At 52.9% G+C, this 17,120-nt stretch carries 15 protein-coding genes and 3 pseudogenes; 10 read left to right on the forward strand and 8 right to left on the reverse strand.

All coding sequences use genetic code 11. From position 1 onward, the window contains the following. Positions 1 to 3 precede the first annotated feature (3 nt). Positions 4 to 816 carry a septum site-determining protein MinD gene (gene minD / locus ACMZI0_RS05010; RefSeq protein WP_415672152.1) on the forward strand — a complete coding sequence of 271 codons (813 nt, stop codon included), beginning with the start codon at positions 4 to 6 and terminating at the stop codon, positions 814 to 816. A 3-nt stretch (positions 817 to 819) separates the two neighbouring features. Next, a complete protein-coding gene (gene minE / locus ACMZI0_RS05015; RefSeq protein ID WP_415672153.1) occupies positions 820 to 1,089 on the forward strand; it encodes a cell division topological specificity factor MinE in 270 nt (89 codons plus the stop codon). Positions 1,090 to 1,137: 48 nt separating this feature from the next. Here minE and rnd read toward each other — a convergent pair whose 3' ends face one another. From rnd to ACMZI0_RS05040, 5 genes are all read right to left on the reverse strand, one after another. Next, positions 1,138 to 2,265: a ribonuclease D gene (gene rnd, locus ACMZI0_RS05020; RefSeq protein WP_415672154.1), complete on the reverse strand. Its 1,128-nt coding sequence runs from the start codon at positions 2,263 to 2,265 to the stop codon at positions 1,138 to 1,140. Between the two features lie 122 nt (positions 2,266 to 2,387). Continuing rightward, positions 2,388 to 4,091 carry a long-chain-fatty-acid--CoA ligase FadD gene (fadD, locus tag ACMZI0_RS05025; protein WP_415672349.1) on the reverse strand — a complete coding sequence of 568 codons (1,704 nt, stop codon included), beginning with the start codon at positions 4,089 to 4,091 and terminating at the stop codon, positions 2,388 to 2,390. Between the two features lie 219 nt (positions 4,092 to 4,310). After that, positions 4,311 to 4,880, reverse strand: coding sequence for a Slp family lipoprotein (locus ACMZI0_RS05030; RefSeq protein ID WP_415672155.1), 570 nt, complete (start codon positions 4,878 to 4,880; stop codon positions 4,311 to 4,313). Between the two features lie 66 nt (positions 4,881 to 4,946). Continuing rightward, complete coding sequence (gene tsaB / locus ACMZI0_RS05035; RefSeq protein ID WP_415672156.1) at positions 4,947 to 5,648, reverse strand: tRNA (adenosine(37)-N6)-threonylcarbamoyltransferase complex dimerization subunit type 1 TsaB; 702 nt, start codon at positions 5,646 to 5,648, stop codon at positions 4,947 to 4,949. A 57-nt stretch (positions 5,649 to 5,705) separates the two neighbouring features. Then, positions 5,706 to 7,631, reverse strand: a complete 1,926-nt coding sequence (locus tag ACMZI0_RS05040; protein ID WP_415672157.1) for an ATP-dependent DNA helicase — start codon at positions 7,629 to 7,631, stop codon at positions 5,706 to 5,708. A gap of 181 nt (positions 7,632 to 7,812) precedes the next feature. On the opposite strand from ACMZI0_RS05040, the gene ACMZI0_RS05045 reads away from it, so the two are divergent. After that, positions 7,813 to 8,160 carry a RidA family protein gene (locus ACMZI0_RS05045; RefSeq protein ID WP_415672158.1) on the forward strand — a complete coding sequence of 116 codons (348 nt, stop codon included), beginning with the start codon at positions 7,813 to 7,815 and terminating at the stop codon, positions 8,158 to 8,160. Positions 8,161 to 8,205: 45 nt separating this feature from the next. Here the strand turns inward: ACMZI0_RS05045 and ACMZI0_RS05050 are convergent, their stop codons facing one another. Then, positions 8,206 to 8,346 carry a YoaH family protein gene (locus tag ACMZI0_RS05050; protein WP_415672159.1) on the reverse strand — a complete coding sequence of 47 codons (141 nt, stop codon included), beginning with the start codon at positions 8,344 to 8,346 and terminating at the stop codon, positions 8,206 to 8,208. Between the two features lie 125 nt (positions 8,347 to 8,471). Here ACMZI0_RS05050 and pabB point away from each other — a divergent pair. The 3 genes and pseudogenes from pabB to ACMZI0_RS05065 all read left to right on the forward strand — a co-directional run bounded on the left by pabB (position 8,472) and on the right by ACMZI0_RS05065 (position 11,607). Continuing rightward, positions 8,472 to 9,849 (forward strand): annotated as a pseudogene (gene pabB / locus ACMZI0_RS05055) (aminodeoxychorismate synthase component 1). Next, positions 9,846 to 10,466, forward strand: coding sequence for a CoA pyrophosphatase (locus ACMZI0_RS05060; protein WP_415672160.1), 621 nt, complete (start codon positions 9,846 to 9,848; stop codon positions 10,464 to 10,466). The pseudogene pabB and the gene ACMZI0_RS05060 overlap by 4 nt, the downstream one beginning before the upstream one ends. Positions 10,467 to 10,708: 242 nt before the next feature. Then, a pseudogene (locus ACMZI0_RS05065) lies at positions 10,709 to 11,607 on the forward strand (serine dehydratase beta chain). A gap of 101 nt (positions 11,608 to 11,708) precedes the next feature. Here ACMZI0_RS05065 and ACMZI0_RS05070 read toward each other — a convergent pair. Next, a pseudogene (locus ACMZI0_RS05070) lies at positions 11,709 to 13,222 on the reverse strand (TerC family protein); the annotation flags it as partial. A gap of 1 nt (position 13,223) precedes the next feature. Continuing rightward, positions 13,224 to 13,415: a hypothetical protein gene (locus tag ACMZI0_RS05075; protein WP_415672161.1), complete on the reverse strand. Its 192-nt coding sequence runs from the start codon at positions 13,413 to 13,415 to the stop codon at positions 13,224 to 13,226. A gap of 424 nt (positions 13,416 to 13,839) precedes the next feature. Here ACMZI0_RS05075 and manX point away from each other — a divergent pair, with 424 nt between their 5' ends. The 4 genes from manX (at position 13,840) to ACMZI0_RS05095 (ending at position 17,063) form a co-directional block, all read left to right on the forward strand. Then, on the forward strand, positions 13,840 to 14,772 hold the full coding sequence (gene manX, locus ACMZI0_RS05080) for a PTS mannose transporter subunit IIAB (RefSeq protein ID WP_415672162.1): 933 nt from the start codon (positions 13,840 to 13,842) through the stop codon (positions 14,770 to 14,772). Positions 14,773 to 14,880: 108 nt separating this feature from the next. Further along, positions 14,881 to 15,681 carry a PTS mannose/fructose/sorbose transporter subunit IIC gene (locus ACMZI0_RS05085; RefSeq protein WP_415672163.1) on the forward strand — a complete coding sequence of 267 codons (801 nt, stop codon included), beginning with the start codon at positions 14,881 to 14,883 and terminating at the stop codon, positions 15,679 to 15,681. A gap of 14 nt (positions 15,682 to 15,695) precedes the next feature. Next, complete coding sequence (locus ACMZI0_RS05090) at positions 15,696 to 16,538, forward strand: PTS mannose transporter subunit IID (protein ID WP_415672164.1); 843 nt, start codon at positions 15,696 to 15,698, stop codon at positions 16,536 to 16,538. Between the two features lie 150 nt (positions 16,539 to 16,688). After that, the gene (locus ACMZI0_RS05095) at positions 16,689 to 17,063 is read left to right on the forward strand and encodes a DUF986 family protein (protein WP_415672165.1); all 375 of its coding nucleotides are present in this window, start codon (positions 16,689 to 16,691) and stop codon (positions 17,061 to 17,063) included. Positions 17,064 to 17,120: the final 57 nt, after the last annotated feature.

Here is a 17,120-nt window from a genome sequence, read left to right on the forward strand (position 1 = left end):
TTTATGGCACGCATTATTGTTGTAACATCGGGTAAAGGGGGCGTTGGCAAGACTACTTCAAGCGCGGCCATTGCTACCGGTTTAGCCCAGAAAGGAAAAAAGACGGTTGTTATCGACTTCGATATTGGGTTGCGTAATCTAGACCTCATCATGGGATGCGAACGTCGTGTGGTTTACGACTTCGTCAATGTGATTCAAGGCGATGCCACACTGAACCAGGCGTTGATCAAAGATAAACGCACGGAAAACCTCTATATCCTGCCCGCCTCGCAGACGCGCGACAAAGATGCGCTTACGCGCGAAGGTGTGGAGAAGGTATTGGATACTCTGGCGGAGATAGAGTTTGATTTTATTATCTGCGACTCCCCGGCAGGGATTGAAACCGGCGCATTGATGGCGCTCTACTTCGCCGACGAAGCCATTATTACCACCAACCCGGAAGTCTCTTCGGTACGCGATTCCGACCGTATTCTCGGTATCCTCGCGTCCAAATCACGCCGGGCCGAACGGGGTCAGGATGCCATTAAAGAGCACCTGCTGCTCACCCGTTACAATCCAGGCCGCGTCAGTCGCGGTGATATGTTAAGCATGGAAGATGTACTGGAAATTCTTCGCATTTCGCTGGTTGGCGTTATCCCCGAAGATCAGTCCGTACTGCGTGCATCAAACCAGGGGGAACCGGTGATTCTCGATACCGCTTCCGACGCGGGTAAAGCCTATGCTGACACCGTTGATCGCTTGCTGGGTGAAGATCGTCCCTACCGTTTCATTGAGGAAGAGAAAAAGAGTTTTCTTAAACGCCTTTTTGGGGGATAAATTATGGCCTTACTCGACTTCTTTCTGTCCCGCAAAAAAAATACCGCTAATATTGCCAAGGAAAGGTTGCAAATTATTGTTGCGGAGCGCCGCCGTGGCGATAGCGAGCCGCATTATTTGCCGCAATTAAAACGGGATATTTTGGAGGTGATCTGTAAATACGTACAGATCGATCCAGAAATGGTGACGGTAAAGCTGGAGCAAAAAGGAGATGATATCTCCGTGCTTGAACTTAACGTCACCTTGCCGGAACCGGAAGAGCCCGCTAAATGAGTCAATGGTATGAATAACCCCCCGCTTAATGCGGGGGTTATTTTGCCGTTAGCCTTCGCGCGTGAACAATTCACGCAATGGTGCTTCGAATAACGCAGCTCGCCAGCCCTTCAACATTTCAGGCGTTGTTCCTTCCTGCGCAAACAGCTTCCAATGCCAATTCAGCAAGCGGTTGATTTGACGCCGTGACGCCAATAATTCGGCAGAAAGCCCAGTCTGTTCACTCACCTGTGTCACCAGACTTTTGATCTCCTTGAACACGCGCTTGTAGCCTGGGTAGTCAATCAGGTTGACAATCGGCGCAGGATACTGAGATTCCGGCAGCGCATTCGCCTGTACAACGATATCAAACAGCGTTTTAGCGTGATAACGGATTTCCGGCCCACTGAGTCCCAGCGAACTCAATTCGCCCAGAGAAGATGGCATGCAGCGAGCAACCTGAAGCAAATTCTCTTCCCGTACCACAAAGTTGACCGAACTGTCCCGCTGGCGCGCCAGCGTCAAACGCCACTGAGCAAGCATTTGCAGGCAAGCCAGGTGTTTACCTCGCAGTTGCCAGGCGTTACCAAACTCGCGGTAAGCCAGTTCTGGGGCAAGAATATCCTGCTTACGCAGGCACAACAGCCCGCATTCATCTAACGCCGCTTCCAGCCGTCCCGCTTCACGCGTATCAGACACGATCTTCTCTGCCATCGGCAATAAATAGAAGACGTCCGCCGCCGCGTAGTCACACTGCTCCTCACTCAACGGGCGGGCCAGCCAGTCAGTGCGCGATTCCGTCTTATCCAACATCACGCCCTGATAATCTGCCACTAACGCAGCAAATCCATACGACAAGGGTTTGCCGAGAAACGCAGCCAAAATCTGCGTATCAACAAACGGGTGCGGCAACACGCCAAACGCGTTAAGAAACACTTCCAGGTCTTCACTGCTGGCATGCAGGAACTTGGTGGCCTGCGCATCCTGCAACAGCGCAATGAACGGCTGCCAGGCGCTGATAGTCAGGGGGTCGATCAGAGAGAGGGTTTCACCGTCGTAGAGCTGAATAAGTCCCAACTGCGGGTAATAGGTGCGAGTGCGAACAAATTCGGTATCCAGCGCGACCTGCGTGTGCTGACGCGCCTGCTGACAAACCTGTTCCAGGCCATTGTTGTCGCTGATTAACTGATAATTCAAAACATGTTCTCTTGTTTTTAGCTGTCGGCTACTGCAAAAACAACGCCGGTATAACCGGCGTTGTTAACCTTTTGCTATCATAGCCTGTCCTGCCGTGAACTGGCAGACGTTTTATTGATAAATCAGGAAACGTTCGTTGCGGCCTCATCGGTTGATATTTTTTTGCTATTTTCAGCACGTAATTCGCGACGCAGAATTTTCCCCACGTTCGATTTCGGTAATTCCTCTACGAATTCCACCAGTTTTGGCACTTTGTAAGCGGTCAGATTGCGTCGGCAATGGGTGATCAGCTCATCTTTACTCAGGCTGCTGTCACGGGTCACGACATAGGCTTTTACCGCTTCACCGGTCAATTCACTTTCCACACCGATCACCGCCGCCTCGGACACTTTTGGATGGCGCGCGATCACTTCTTCAATTTTAGTCGGATAGACGTTAAACCCGGACACCAGAATCATGTCTTTTTTGCGATCGATAACGCGCAGGAAGCCCTCTTCATCCGCCGTCACGATATCACCGGTCGCCAGCCAGCCCTCTTTAAGCACTTCTTGCGTGGCTGCGGGTTGCTGCCAGTAACCCAGCATCACCTGCGGCCCTTTCACCCATAGCTCGCCAGGCTCCCCTGGTGAGACATCGTGTCCGTCATCATCCACGATCCGCACATCGATGGAAGGCACCGGCAAGCCGATACTGCCGCTGTAGTGTTTTAAATCATAGGGATTACCGGCCACCAGCGATGAGCTTTCCGTCAACCCATAGCCTTCCAGCAGGTGTTTTCCCGTCAACCGTTCCCAGAGTTCTGCCACCGATTGCTGTACTGATGCTCCGCCGCCGACTGACAAACGCAGCGTGGAAAAATCGAGTTCGTGGAAAGCTTTGTTATTCAGCAGTGCGTTAAACAAGGTGTTAACGCCCGTTACCGCCGTGAACGGATATTTACCCAGTTCCTTCACCACCGCAGGAATATCACGCGGATTGGTGATCAGCAGGTTTTGTCCCCCCAGTTCGACAAACAACAGACAGTTTACCGTCAGCGCGAAGATGTGGTAGAGCGGTAGCATGGTTACAACCAACTCGTGGCGCTCTTGCAACACCGGGCCATAAGCGGCTTTTGCCTGCGCCAGATTCGCCTGCATATTGCGGTGAGTCAGCATCGCACCTTTTGACAAACCGGTCGTGCCACCGGTGTATTGCAGAAACGCCAGATCGGCATTCACTATCTGCGGTTTGATGTATTGAAGACGTCGCCCTTGTTGCAGTGCACTGCGAAACGAAATCGCATCAGGTAAATGGTATTTCGGCACCAAACGTTTGATGTATTTGACGACAAAATTGACCAGCGTCCCTTTCGCGGTAGAGAGCTGATCGCCCATGCGGGTCAGGATCACATGTTTAACACCAGTGTTATACACCACTTTCTCTAGCGTGTGTGCAAAGTTGGAAACAATGACAATCGCGGTGGCACTACTGTCTTTCAACTGGTGTTCCAGCTCACGCGGCGTGTAAAGCGGGTTTACGTTAACCACCACCAGTCCGGCGCGCAAAATGCCAAACAGTGCTACCGGGTATTGCAACAGGTTCGGCATCATCAAGGCCACGCGATCGCCCTTCTGCAGATGCAACTGATTTTGCAAGTAGGCGGCAAAGGCGCGGCTGCGCTCTTCCAGTTTGCGAAAGGTCATCACTTCGCCCATGTTGATAAAGGCGGGCAAATCAGCATATCTGACGACTGCATGCTCAAAAAGATCGACTAACGATGTGTAGTTATCCGGATTAATTTCGGCGGGCACATTCGCTGGATAACGCGTTAACCAGATTTTTTCCAAGGCATCACTCCCGAGGTATTTTTTTAGTGGCATGATGATTCTCGCAGTGCTCGAATAATTAACATTATTTTAACTCAGCTTACCAGTTTCTGCTGAGACAATATCGAGGTTGAGAGTTTGATCACGCCTTATTGTTAACCATATGTATCAAAAAATGAGGCGACCTGCGTCGCCTCGTTGCTCCCGCTTTTTCTAAACAGAAAAACGGCCCGCAAAAAATTATTGTGTCACGATGGTCTCAATACGTGCCGGACCCCAGTCATTGCCAAAGCCCCAACCGCGTCTGTAGCGCCAGTCCCATCCCCACGGGTCCGCCGCTCCCGGCGGCAGTATCACCTGCTGGGTTTCGTTCCAGCGCTGATAACCGGTTGCATTGATAACCACGAAACGATAGGGCTTACTGCCAATCTGCCCTTGCTCCATTTCCGCCACAGCGCCAACCACCGTCACCAGTCGGCCCTGAAAATCGAGCGGTTCCAAGAATCCTTTGACATTGGCAATAAATCGCCCTTCTGAAACGCTTTCTAACTGCGGACGTGCCCAGCGATCCAATGGCAAGCTGACAATCACCAGCCGAGTTCTGTCATTCTCGTTATGCACTGCGACAACACGACCACCAAGGCGCGCTTCTTGCCCCAGTGCCATCTGCGGCATGAGGGTTATCTGCGACAGACGATCGTAAGGTCTTTCCGAACTGCCCTGGATAGACTCAGGAATTGAGGAACAGCCAGCCAGCAAGAGGGCCAACGCCGCAAACGTCACCTGTTTTGACCAATAAGACATCGTCATAATACTGATCCCTATGCAGTTACCTACCCATTAGAGTAGGCAGTAATGCAATAAGTTGCGCATCGATCAGGAGCGACAGGGTAATTTTTTCCATACAACATCGTTACGCAGATAGCGCGGCAAGGCATCAGCGACGGCAACCGCGTTGCCCAACTGCCACTGGTGACAGGCTAATGGCAACATATCCTGCGCCTGTGGTAACAGCATATCGCCCGATACCAGGGAGATATCCGCGTGGTCAGCCAGCGTCGGGTAGGTTCCCCACCCGGTTCCTACCGTTGCCCATTCACCGCGCAGCGCCATTGTGCGCTCCAGCACCTGCTCTGGCGTCAACACGGCTTCACACTCATCACCCTGCCAGTTGCCATCAGTATCGCGTTGGTACTCGGCCCAGTAGACTTCCCCCATGCGGGCGTCAATCGCCGTCAGCACACGCGTTGCCCCGGTGCGACGCCAGGCACCCTGCGCCATGGTGGCCAGCGTGGAGATGCCCAGCATCGGCAAATCCGCGCCCAGCGCCAGCCCTTGGGCAATACCAATACCGATTCTCACACCGGTAAAACTGCCCGGACCTTGTCCAAATGCCAGCGCATCCAGACTGCTCAATGCCACGTCGTTTTCTGCCAGCACCTGTTGCACCATCGGCAACACGCGTTGGGTATGTTCACGGGGGCATACTTCGTACAGTGAGAAAATCTGACCATCATTCCAGAGCGCAACGGAACAGGCTTCCGTTGCGGTATCAAGCGCTAAAATTCGCGTAGACATGCCGACCTCAGGCGGGGAAACGTAATAACGCGGCGCAGTGTAGCACACTTCGTTGCGTCATACTGTCTCCGCATGGGAAAGAAAACGTATCGCCTGTGCCAGATCTCGTGTGCGGGCAGCAGGCGGCAAACTTTGCAGAAAGGTTTTACCGTAAGGTCGCATCACCAGGCGGTTATCGCAGATAACGATAACGCCACGATCGTCCATATCGCGAATCAAGCGACCAACGCCTTGCTTTAAGGTAATGACCGCATCGGGCAGTTGTACTTCGTCGAACGGATCGCCACCACGCAGGCGGCAATCTTCTATGCGCGCCTTCAGCAGCGGATCGTCAGGCGAGGTAAACGGAAGCTTATCAATAATCACGCAAGAGAGCGTATCGCCACGCACATCCACCCCTTCCCAGAAGCTGCTGGTCGCCACCAACAATGCATTCCCGGCAGAAACAAACTGCGCCAGCAGCTGCGCCTTGCTGGTTTCCCCCTGAAGCAGCACGGGCAACGTTAGCGAAGCTCGGAACTCCGCCGCCAGATCGTGCATCATTTGGTGCGACGTGCACAGCATGAAGCAGCGCCCGCGATTCGCTTCAATGAGCGGGCGCAACTGCGTCGCCAAGCGCTGTGCTGCACCGCGTTGCTGCATCTCTGGCAGAAATCGCGGCACGCAGAGCAATGCCTGCTGCGCATAGTCAAACGGGCTCGGCAGCAGCATGGCTTGCGCATGGTCCAATCCCAAACGCTCGGTGAAGTGCTCAACCCGATCGTTGACCGACAGCGTTGCAGAGGTAAATATCCAGGCCGCCTTCTTCTCTTGCATCAGTTCGCGAAAACGATCGGCCACTGAAAGCGGTGTCAGTGCCAACACAAAATGCCGTGCATTACATTCATACCAGTAACTGTAACTGGCCTGTTGCACATCCTGCAGTCGTTTGAGGCGAGCACGATATAAGGTAGCGCGCTCAAAAGCGGCATCCAGCAATGCAGAGCGCCCGAGTGAGAGTTTGGCAACATCATAACAGAGTTCAAGCGCGTCATCGAGCAGCAGCAGCGCACGTTGCAGCGCTGGCTGTGCCATCACATCGCGCAGATTACCGCGAAAACCGGGTTCGCCCAGTGCCAGCCTGAAATCCTGCGTGCTTTGCGATAACCGATCGGCAGATTTTTGCAGTTGCGCAGCATCGCGCACTTCGGTGCGGTAGGCAATGATAATGTCTTTCGCCAGATCGAGCAATTGTCGACTGGAGAGTTGCTGGCCGAAGTAGTGGCTGGCGATATCCGGGATCTGGTGTGCCTCATCGAAAATCACCACGTCGCTGTCGGGAATTAGCTCAGCAAATCCGCTCTCTTTGACCACCATGTCCGCCAGATAGAGATGATGGTTAACCACCACCACATCCGACTCCATCGCTTTACGGCGCGCCTTTACCATGAAGCAGTCTTTATAATGCGGACAATCGCCGCCCAAACAGTTGTCGTTGGTGCTGGTGACCCATGGCCAGACGGCGCTATCTTCCGCTACGTCGGTGCAGGTGCTGATATCGCCGTCCACCGTGGCTGATGACCATCCGCGCAAACGCACCAGTTCGCTCAGTGCTTCTCCGCTAAGATCGCCCCCGGCCAGTGATTGCTGCTCCAGCCGCTCTATACACAGATAGTTCGAACGACCTTTGAGCAACGCGACTTGCCCGGTGTAGCCTAACGCCGCCGCAATGCGCGGCAAATCACGCGCGAAGAGCTGATCCTGAAGGGCTTTCGACCCGGTGGAAACAATGACCTTGCGCTCTGAGCGCAGCGCCGGTACCAGATAGGCGTAGGTTTTACCCGTACCGGTACCCGCTTCCACCACCAGCGCGTGCTGCTCGCGGATAGCACGCTCCACCGCAGCGGCCATGTCACGCTGAGGCTCACGCGGTTTAAAGCCTTCAATGGCTTTCGCCAGGGTGCCTTCGGGAGAAAAATCGTCCTGTACGGAATGTTTTGTCACACACGCCCTCTATCTTGTCGCTACGAAATCAGATTGCTGCTGTAAGGCAATCTGTCAATTATGCCTATTGTCTGCGCTGGCAGCCACCCTGCATCTTGATAACCACGCCTCTGGCCGCGGAATTATGGTAGGCTACTGAGCGATTTCATTATCCTAATTCAATGACTCAGGGAGACAGTCCATGACAGAAATTATCAGAATTCAGCCTGAAGCCCGCTGGTCCGAGGCGGTGATCCATAATGGCACCCTGTACTACACCAGCGTGCCGGAGAATCTGGACGCCGATGCGCAGGCGCAAACCGAGAATGCATTAGCGCTGCCTGATGCCATGTTGATTCAGGCCGGTTCAGATAAAACACGTCTGTTGGATGTCACCATTTTTCTCGCTAATGCAGCAGATTTTTCAGCCATGAACGCAGCCTGGGATGCCTGGGTTGTGGCAGGCAGCGCCCCGGTACGTTGCACGGTTGAGGCCCGTCTGATGAATCCGAAATACAAAGTGGAAATCAAGGCCATCGCGGCCCTGTAGTGCGTGACCATGGTGTTACTGCCCGGAGAGAGTCCGTCGCTGAGATTATTCTTCAGCGTCGCTTTCATCGTCAGTGACAGTGTCACCTCCATATTGACGACGTAAGTCAGCGGCAACCAATGCGATGGCGTATCCAATCGCATCTTGCTGCTGCGCGTGGGTCAAGGGGGGCATATCGTTAAACATTCAGTTAGGTTCCTTATACGACGTTGGCGAATTATGCTAGGCTGACGCACTGGCGTGCCGTTTGCGCGCGCATCATAACGCTAACCACGATATTAATCAGCACCTGCACCATGACATTACAACCGATGGATTCTCGTTTGCCTGACTTTCATAGACTGCCTTATCAGCCCGATGCCCTGTTACGCCTGTTTGCGCCCTTCTCCCACCAGCCGTGGGCCATGCTGCTGCACTCCGGATTTGCCGATCACCAGCACAATCGTTTCGATATTATGGTGGCCGATCCGGTTGCAACGTTAATCACTCAGGGGGAAGAGACGCTCATCACGCACTCCGAAACCACACAGCGCTCTACGTTGGATCCCTTCTTATTGTTACGTCAGGAGATGGTTCGGGCTGGGATAACTGCACAAACGCACCCTGATATGCCTTTTCTGGGCGGTGCGCTTGGTCTGTTTGGTTACGATCTCGGGCGACGCGTTGAAACGCTACCAGCGCTTGCTGCGCACGATATCCATCTGCCAGACATGGCGGTGGGCATTTACGACTGGGCGCTGATCGCCGATCACCAGCAGCAGACGCTTACGCTGGTGACATACGGACGCCGCGATGCACGCCTTGCCTGGTTATCTGCACCGCCGGATGCGCCATCCTATGGCGATTTTCAGTTAACGACCCCGTGGCAGTCCAACATGACGCGGGAAGAGTACGGCACCAAATTTCAACGTGTTCAAGCTTATTCTGCGCGCGGGAGATTGTTATCAGGTCAACCTGGCGCAGCGTTTCAGCGCGCGTTACCGCGGTGATGAATGGCAGGCCTTTCTCGCGCTCTCCAACGCCAATCGGGCTCCGTTCTCTGCGTTTATCCGTTTACCTGCCCACAGCGTAATCAGCGTTTCACCCGAGCGCTTCCTACTGTTACAAAACCATCGCATTGAAACGCGTCCCATCAAGGGCACACTGCCGCGCGCCGCCGATCCGCAGGAAGATGCTCGTCGCGCCGCTGCCCTCGCCGCCTCAGAGAAAGATCGGGCGGAGAACCTGATGATTGTCGACCTGCTGCGTAACGATATTGGCCGCGTCGCCGTCCCCGGCAGCGTGAAGGTGCCAGCGCTGTTTGCCGTTGAGCCTTTTCCGGCAGTACACCATTTGGTCAGCACCATTGAGGCCAGGTTGCCAGAAAATAGCCACGCCGCTGATTTACTGCGCACCTGTTTCCCCGGCGGCTCTATCACCGGTGCCCCCAAAATTCGTGCCATGGAGATTATCGAAGAACTGGAGCCGAATCGTCGAAATGCCTATTGCGGCAGTATTGGCTATATCAGCGCCTGTGGCACTATGGATACCAATATTACCATCCGAACGTTGATCGCCGAACAGGGCCATATCCACTGCTGGGCAGGCGGAGGTATCGTCGCCGACAGTCAAGAACAGGCGGAATATCAGGAAACTTTTGATAAACTAGGGCGTATTCTTCCCGAACTGAAAGCAGTGCAAACGTCATGACCACAGTTATTCAGCCCGCCACCGTTCCCTTAACTCAGCTTGCTACCGGCGATCTGGCTAATTTTGTGACGCGCTTTCAGTTACAGTGCGCACCGCAGGCCAAACCAGTGCGTCAGATGCGCAAAGCTGCGGTATTGGTGCCGATTGTTTGCCACGCCGATACCCCGACGTTGCTGCTGACTCGGCGCTCCAGCACACTGCGCAAACATGCAGGTCAAGTTGCCTTTCCTGGCGGCGCGGCGGATAGCGGTGATGCCAGCCTGATCGCCACGGCGTTACGGGAGGCCGAAGAGGAAGTGGCCATCTCGCCGAAGTTGGTAACCGTATTAGGCACGCTGCCGCCGCTGGATAGCGTAAGCGGCTTTCAGGTCACGCCAGTTGTTGGGCTGTTACCGGCCAATATTCGTATGGCACCCAATGCCGATGAGGTGGCAGAATTGTTTGAGATGCCGCTAGCTGATGCCTTTTCGCTGGCACGTTACTACCCGTTAGATATTGAGCGGCAGCGCCAAACACACCGTGTTTATCTTTCCTGGTATCAGCAACAGTTTGTTTGGGGGCTCACCGCCGCTATCATTCACCAGCTTGCCCTTCAAGTCTCCACGCCAACAGTCTAAAATTTAGCATTTTATTCTGATATGGTTGCACATCACATTTTCCCACACATAAATCAGGGTATTTCTATCTATCTGGTTTTCCCGCTTATGCATAAGTGTGACGGGGATCTGCTATAAGTTATGTTTAGCTGTTGCATAAGATTTTTTCATGCGAAAAGCAGAGTCTTGCCATATATTCCCCACTACAATAGCGCGATCTAAGGAGTATTATTCTAAACCTGCGCTTTTTGAGGAGCTTTCGCGTGATAAGCGTTTTCGACATGTTCAAGATCGGTATTGGCCCTTCAAGCTCTCATACGGTTGGACCGATGAAAGCCGGTAAGCAATTTTTCGATGATTTGATTGAGCTGGGTAAGCTTAACGATGTCACCCGCATCGCCGTTGATGTCTACGGTTCGCTCTCCCTGACGGGGAAAGGCCACCATACCGACATCGCGATTATTATGGGGCTTGCGGGCAATATGCCGGATACCATCGCTATTGATGCCATTCCGGGATTTATTCGTGACGTTGAGCAGCGCGAACGTCTGTTGCTGGCAAACGGTCAGCCATGAAGTGGATTTCCCCCTGCACGGTGGCATGAACTTTCGCAGTGAGAATCTCTCATTGCACGAAAACGGCATGACCATTACCGCCTTTGGCGCGATCTCCCACTGTATCGCAACACCTATTACTCGATTGGCGGTGGGTTTATCGTTGATGAAGCCCACTTTGGTCAAACCTCCGCTGGCGACGTTCAGGTGCCGTTTCCTTTCCATTTGGCGCGAGAAATGCTGGCAAACTGCAAACAGCACGGTCTTTCGCTTTCCGGGTTAGTGATGCGCAATGAACTGGCGCTGCACAGTCGCGGTGAGATTGAGCACTATTTTGCTGATGTGTGGCAAACCATGCGTGCCTGCATCGATCGCGGTATGAATACTGAAGGCGTGTTACCGGGCAGGTTCGTACCGTGCATCGAGCGCAATGCTATTGCCTCTGTCAAAGCGATCAACGCAACACGTATGGCCATGCGCCGTACCAGCGAACCACGCGTATCGCTCGATAAAGTGATTGAAACCATGTACGAAACGGGCAAAGACATGAATGCCAAATACCGCGAAACCTCGCGCGGCGGTTTGGCAGGAAAGTACAGTGTGATTGACCGGATGTAACGACCAGAAAGCAAAACCCCCTCTGCTGAGGGGGTTTTTTTATTATCTGCGGCAGACGATTATTCTTCTTCATCCGCGTGGGGATCGGCCAAACGCGCACCAGTTCGATGCGGTATTCCGACACCGCCATGATCTCAAAGCGGAAGTGATGAAGCTCAATCACACCTCGCCCACTTTAGGGATTTCATTGCTATGTGCCAGTAACAAACCGGCAAGCGAGGCGTATTCCTCTTTCGGATCAACCAGTTCATGGCTGTCCAGCACCTGTTGCAGCGTGTGCAAATCGGTGCCGCCTTTCACCAGCCAACCGCCTTCTTCGACCACGATATCCGGCGTTTCATCTTCATCGGGGAATTCCCCCGCAATCGCTTCCAGAATATCCAGCGGCGTCACCAACCCCTGCACCACACCAAACTCATTGGTAACCACCACCAGACTCCCCTTGGCACGACGCAATACCGGCAACAGATTGATGGCATCCAGCGTATCCGGCACCACCAGCGGCGGCGTGGCAGCGGCAAAGCTTTCCACATCCACACCGTTATCCAGGGCCACCAGCAATTCTTTGGCGCGCACGACACCGACCAACTCGTCCAAGGATCCACGGCATACCGGGAACAGACTGTGCGGCGTATCCAACAGTTGCACGCGAATATCATCAATCGAGCGTTCGCTATCCACCCAGGAGATCTCGGTACGCGGCGTCATCACGCTGCGCAGTGAACGCGATGCCAGCGTCAATACGCCGCTGATCATGTAACGCTCTTCTTCTGCGAAGGTTTCCATCGCCGGAGATGCCGGTTTTTCTTCTTCATCGTCCGTCGCTTTACGTGTGCCCATCAGACGCAGGATCGCTTCGGCAGTACGCTCGCGCATTGGGCGGCGCGACTGGTGTTTGATGAAATTGCGGCGCGCAATCTGGTTAAACAGTTCGATAAGAATCGAGAAACCGATCGCGGCGTACAGGTACCCCTTCGGAATATGGAAGCCGAAACCTTCTGCCACCAGACTCAGACCAATCATCAGCAAGAAGCTGAGACACAGTACCACTACCGTAGGGTGGTCATTTACGAAGTTCATCAGCGGCTTGGATGCCAGCAGCATGACGACCATCGCAATCACCACCGCCGTCATCATCACACCGATATGGTTGACCATCCCGACGGCCGTAATCACCGCATCCAGCGAGAAGACCGCATCCAGCACCACAATCTGTGCGACAACCGCCCAGAAACTGGCATGAACCCTCGGCCCGTTATGCTCATGCGGTCGATTTTCCAGCCGTTCATGCAGCTCCGTGGTGGCTTTAAACAGCAAAAATAGCCCCCCCGCCAGCAGGATCATATCGCGCGCAGAGAAGCTGTAACCTGCGATAGTGAGCAGTGGGTTGGTCAGTTTCACCATCCATGAAATCAGTGACAGCAGCCCCAGACGCATCAAGAGCGCCAGCGAGAGGCCAATGACACGGGCCTTGTCGCGCTGCTTCGGCGGCAGCTTATCCGCCAGAATGGCGATAAACACCAGGTTGTCGATACCCAGAACAATTTCCAGTACCACCAGTGTCAACAGGCCCGCCCAGATTGAGGGATCCAGCAAAAATTCCATGTCAGACTCCAGAAATGGCGCAAGCAGACAGCATCAACACCATCGGTGTGATGTGGCGCAGCATCGGGGAAACAGCAAGAGTATAAATACCGCCCTGGCGGCTATCGAGAGTTGGGTGACCCGTCAGGTCAGCCCCAGAAACAGCACCGGCAAAGGCCGGCTGAGTAAGAAAGGATTGTCGGTGACGGTCCATATATAGAGTGGGTCGAAACCCTGTGCTCCTAAGCAATTAAACAGAATGTTACTCTAGCAGGTTGTTTCCATTTTTTACAAAGATTTCTTCGCTACCAAAAAACGCGCACGATTGATTGTTTCTTAACATGCCCGTGATGTTGTTCTCAATCGCATAACAAACGGCGTTTAAACCAACAAATACGTAAGCAGCGTCACACTATTTATTTTTTCAGTGGGTAAAATAAATCGGACATGTCACCCAAGATGGGGAGCCTGAATCGTTTCATAACATATAACGCTACAGCGCATTCTTTTATGATTCTTGAGTAAAAACTTGCGTTCATACTGATATCACTTCGGTTAATAGTCACACCCGTTAATCGGATGCATTGAGTACCCTAAAGAGAATATTGAGTACCCTAAAGAGAATGAGGAGGTAGCAAGTGAGTATTGCAATTATGTTATGCGCTCACGGATCCACCGCCGGACCGCTGCTGAAAACAGCGGAAATGATTCTGGGTGAACAAAGTAACGTTGCCTGGATTGATTTCGTTCCCGGTGAAAATGCGGAAACGCTGATCGAGAAATATCAGGCTAAGCTTGAGACGTTGGATACGTCGCTTGGCGTGCTGTTTCTTGTTGATACCTGGGGTGGCAGCCCGTTCAATGCCGCCAGCCGCCTGGTAACCGATAAAGCTAACCATGACGTGATTGCTGGGGTTAATATCCCGATGCTCGCAGAAACGTTTATGGCACGCGATGACGACCCCACGTTCGAGGAACTGATTGCCATCGCACTCGAAGCGGGCCGCACTGGCATAAAAGCGCTGAAAGCAGCGGAACCCGCGCCTGCCGCCAAACCCGCGCAGGTTGGCCCTGGTGGACATATGAAGATCGGTCTTGCCCGTATTGATGACCGACTGATTCACGGCCAGGTCGCCACGCGCTGGACCAAGGAGACCAACGTCAGCCGCATCATCGTTGTCAGTGATGAAGTCGCCGCCGATAACGTGCGTAAAACGTTGCTGACACAGGTTGCCCCTCCCGGCGTGACTGCCCATGTGGTGGATGTCGCCAAAGCGATTCGTGTTTATGAGAATCCGAAATATGCCAACGATCGCGTGATGCTGCTTTTCACCAATCCGACCGACGTTCAGCGTCTGGTTGAGAACGGCGTTGAGATCACGTCCGTCAATATTGGTGGCATGGCCTATCGTCAGGGTAAAACACAGGTCAATAACGCTGTCTCCATCGATGCCAAAGACATCGAAGCCTTTAAGGCGCTGGATGCACGCGGCATTGAACTGGAAGTCAGAAAAGTATCAACCGATTCGAAACTTAAAATGATGGATTTGATTGCCAAGGTGAATAGCTAACTTGGCAGCGACAATAGCATTACTGCACCTTTGCACGATAATGCTGTGTCTCGACTATGTTTATTTTGACAATGTTTACTCAGACAGTTTTCTCATAGGAGAAGTACAATGGAGATAACAACACTTCAACTTGTGCTGATATTTCTCGTCTCTTGCGTCTCAGGGATGGGGTCTATTCTTGATGAATTCCAGTTTCACCGCCCTCTGGTCGCCTGTACGTTGATTGGCGCCGTGCTCGGTGATTTGCAAACCGGGATAATCATCGGTGGGACCCTTGAAATGATCGCGCTGGGATGGATGAATATCGGTGCAGCGGTAGCACCAGATGCCGCACTCGCTTCTATCATCTCTACGATTCTGGTTATCGCCGGTGGTCAAGGCGTCGGCGCGGGTATCGCTTTGGCTATTCCGCTTGCCGCCGCAGGTCAGGTTTTAACCATTATCGTACGTACTATCACCGTCGCTTTCCAGCATGCTGCTGACAGCGCAGCAGAACGCGGCAATTTAAGCGCCATCAGTTGGATTCACGTCTCTGCCCTGCTGCTGCAGGCTATGCGTATCGCCATTCCGGCGCTGATTGTCGCCGTGTCCGTCGGTACTGAAGCTGTCCACTCTCTGCTGAATTCTATCCCTGAAGTGGTGACCAACGGGCTGAATATCGCAGGCGGTATGATCGTCGTGGTTGGTTATGCAATGGTTATCAACATGATGAGTGCCGGCTACCTGATGCCGTTCTTCTACCTCGGCTTCGTCACGGCTGCTTTCACCCAGTTCAACCTGGTTGCTCTGGGCGTGATCGGCATCGTCATGGCAATTATGTATATCCAGTTGAGCCCGAAATACAACAAGGCACAGAGACAACCCGTCGCTGCGCAGGGTAGCAATGACCTTGATAATGAACTGGACTAACAGGGGTGAGAGAAATGGTTGATACAACGCAAGAGAAAAAACTGACGGCCAGCGATATCCGTGCGGTGTTTATTCGCTCAAACCTGTTTCAGGGATCGTGGAACTTCGAACGTATGCAGGCGCTGGGATTCTGTTTTTCCATGGTACCGGTGATTCGTCGCCTGTATCCGGAAAACTCGGAAGAGCGTAAACAGGCCATCAAACGCCATCTGGAGTTTTTCAATACCCAGCCTTTCGTGGCAGCACCGGTACTGGGTGTAACCATGGCAATGGAAGAACAACGCGCCAATGGGGCCCCGATTGATGATGGTGCAATTAACGGCCTGAAAGTGGGCCTGATGGGACCATTAGCCGGGGTTGGCGACCCGATTTTCTGGGGAACTGCGCGTCCCGTGTTCGCTGCGCTGGGTACCGGTATCGCCATGAGCGGTAGCCTGTTGGGCCCCATATTGTTCTTCGTGCTGTTTAATCTGGTACGCCTGTTAGTGCGTTATTACGGGGTTGCCTACGGTTACCGTAAAGGCATCGATATTGTGAGTGATATGGGCGGCGGCCTCCTACAAAAGATGACCGAGGGGGCATCTATTCTGGGCCTGTTTGTCATGGGGGCACTGGTTAACAAATGGACCCACGTGAACATCCCCATGGTGGTTTCCCGCGTCACCAATCAGAACGGCGAAACAACCGTCACCACGGTGCAATCGATCCTCGATCAGTTGATGCCGGGGTTAGTGCCGTTATTACTGACATTCGGCTGTATGTGGCTGTTGCGGCGTAAAGTTAACGCACTGTGGCTGATCATCGGCTTCTTTGCCATTGGTATCTTTGGCTACTGGATTGGCCTGCTGGGGGTTTAATCCAGACGGCAACGGCGATGCGCGATGTTTGTACCGCTTATCGTCGGTGAGCCTGTGGTAAACTACCGGACGTGGCGTGACTCACGCCACGTCCTTTCTTTATACGCAGTACGGTACTACCTGCCTAACGCGAAGACTCAGGGGAATGCTATGTCAACAACGGATATTGTGCTGATTGTCGTTATTGCTCTTATGTTGGCCTATGCCATTTATGATGAATTTATCCAACCGCTGCGCCAGGGTGGCACTCGCTTGCTGGTGCCTCTGCGTCGCACCAATCGTCTGTTAACCACCACGTTATTAATTTCCCTGGTGGTGATATCGATATATCTCTCTTATATTCGCCGGCCTAAATTATTATTTAAGGCAAGCGGATTTATCTATGCCAACATCTTTATTCCTTATACCCGCATTCGTAACATGAATTTATCGGAAGACGGCATTTTAGTGGTTGAGCTGGAAAAACGTCTCTTACTGATTAGCGTGCAACAATTAGACGACCTTGAAAAATATATAATTTTATGATTGAAATTAGTAAGTTAACAATAATAATTTTTTGATATATTTTTTCTCGCTGTGAAT

Source organism: Symbiopectobacterium sp. (assembly GCF_047692315.1).
Taxonomy (GTDB): Bacteria; Pseudomonadota; Gammaproteobacteria; order Enterobacterales; family Enterobacteriaceae; genus Symbiopectobacterium.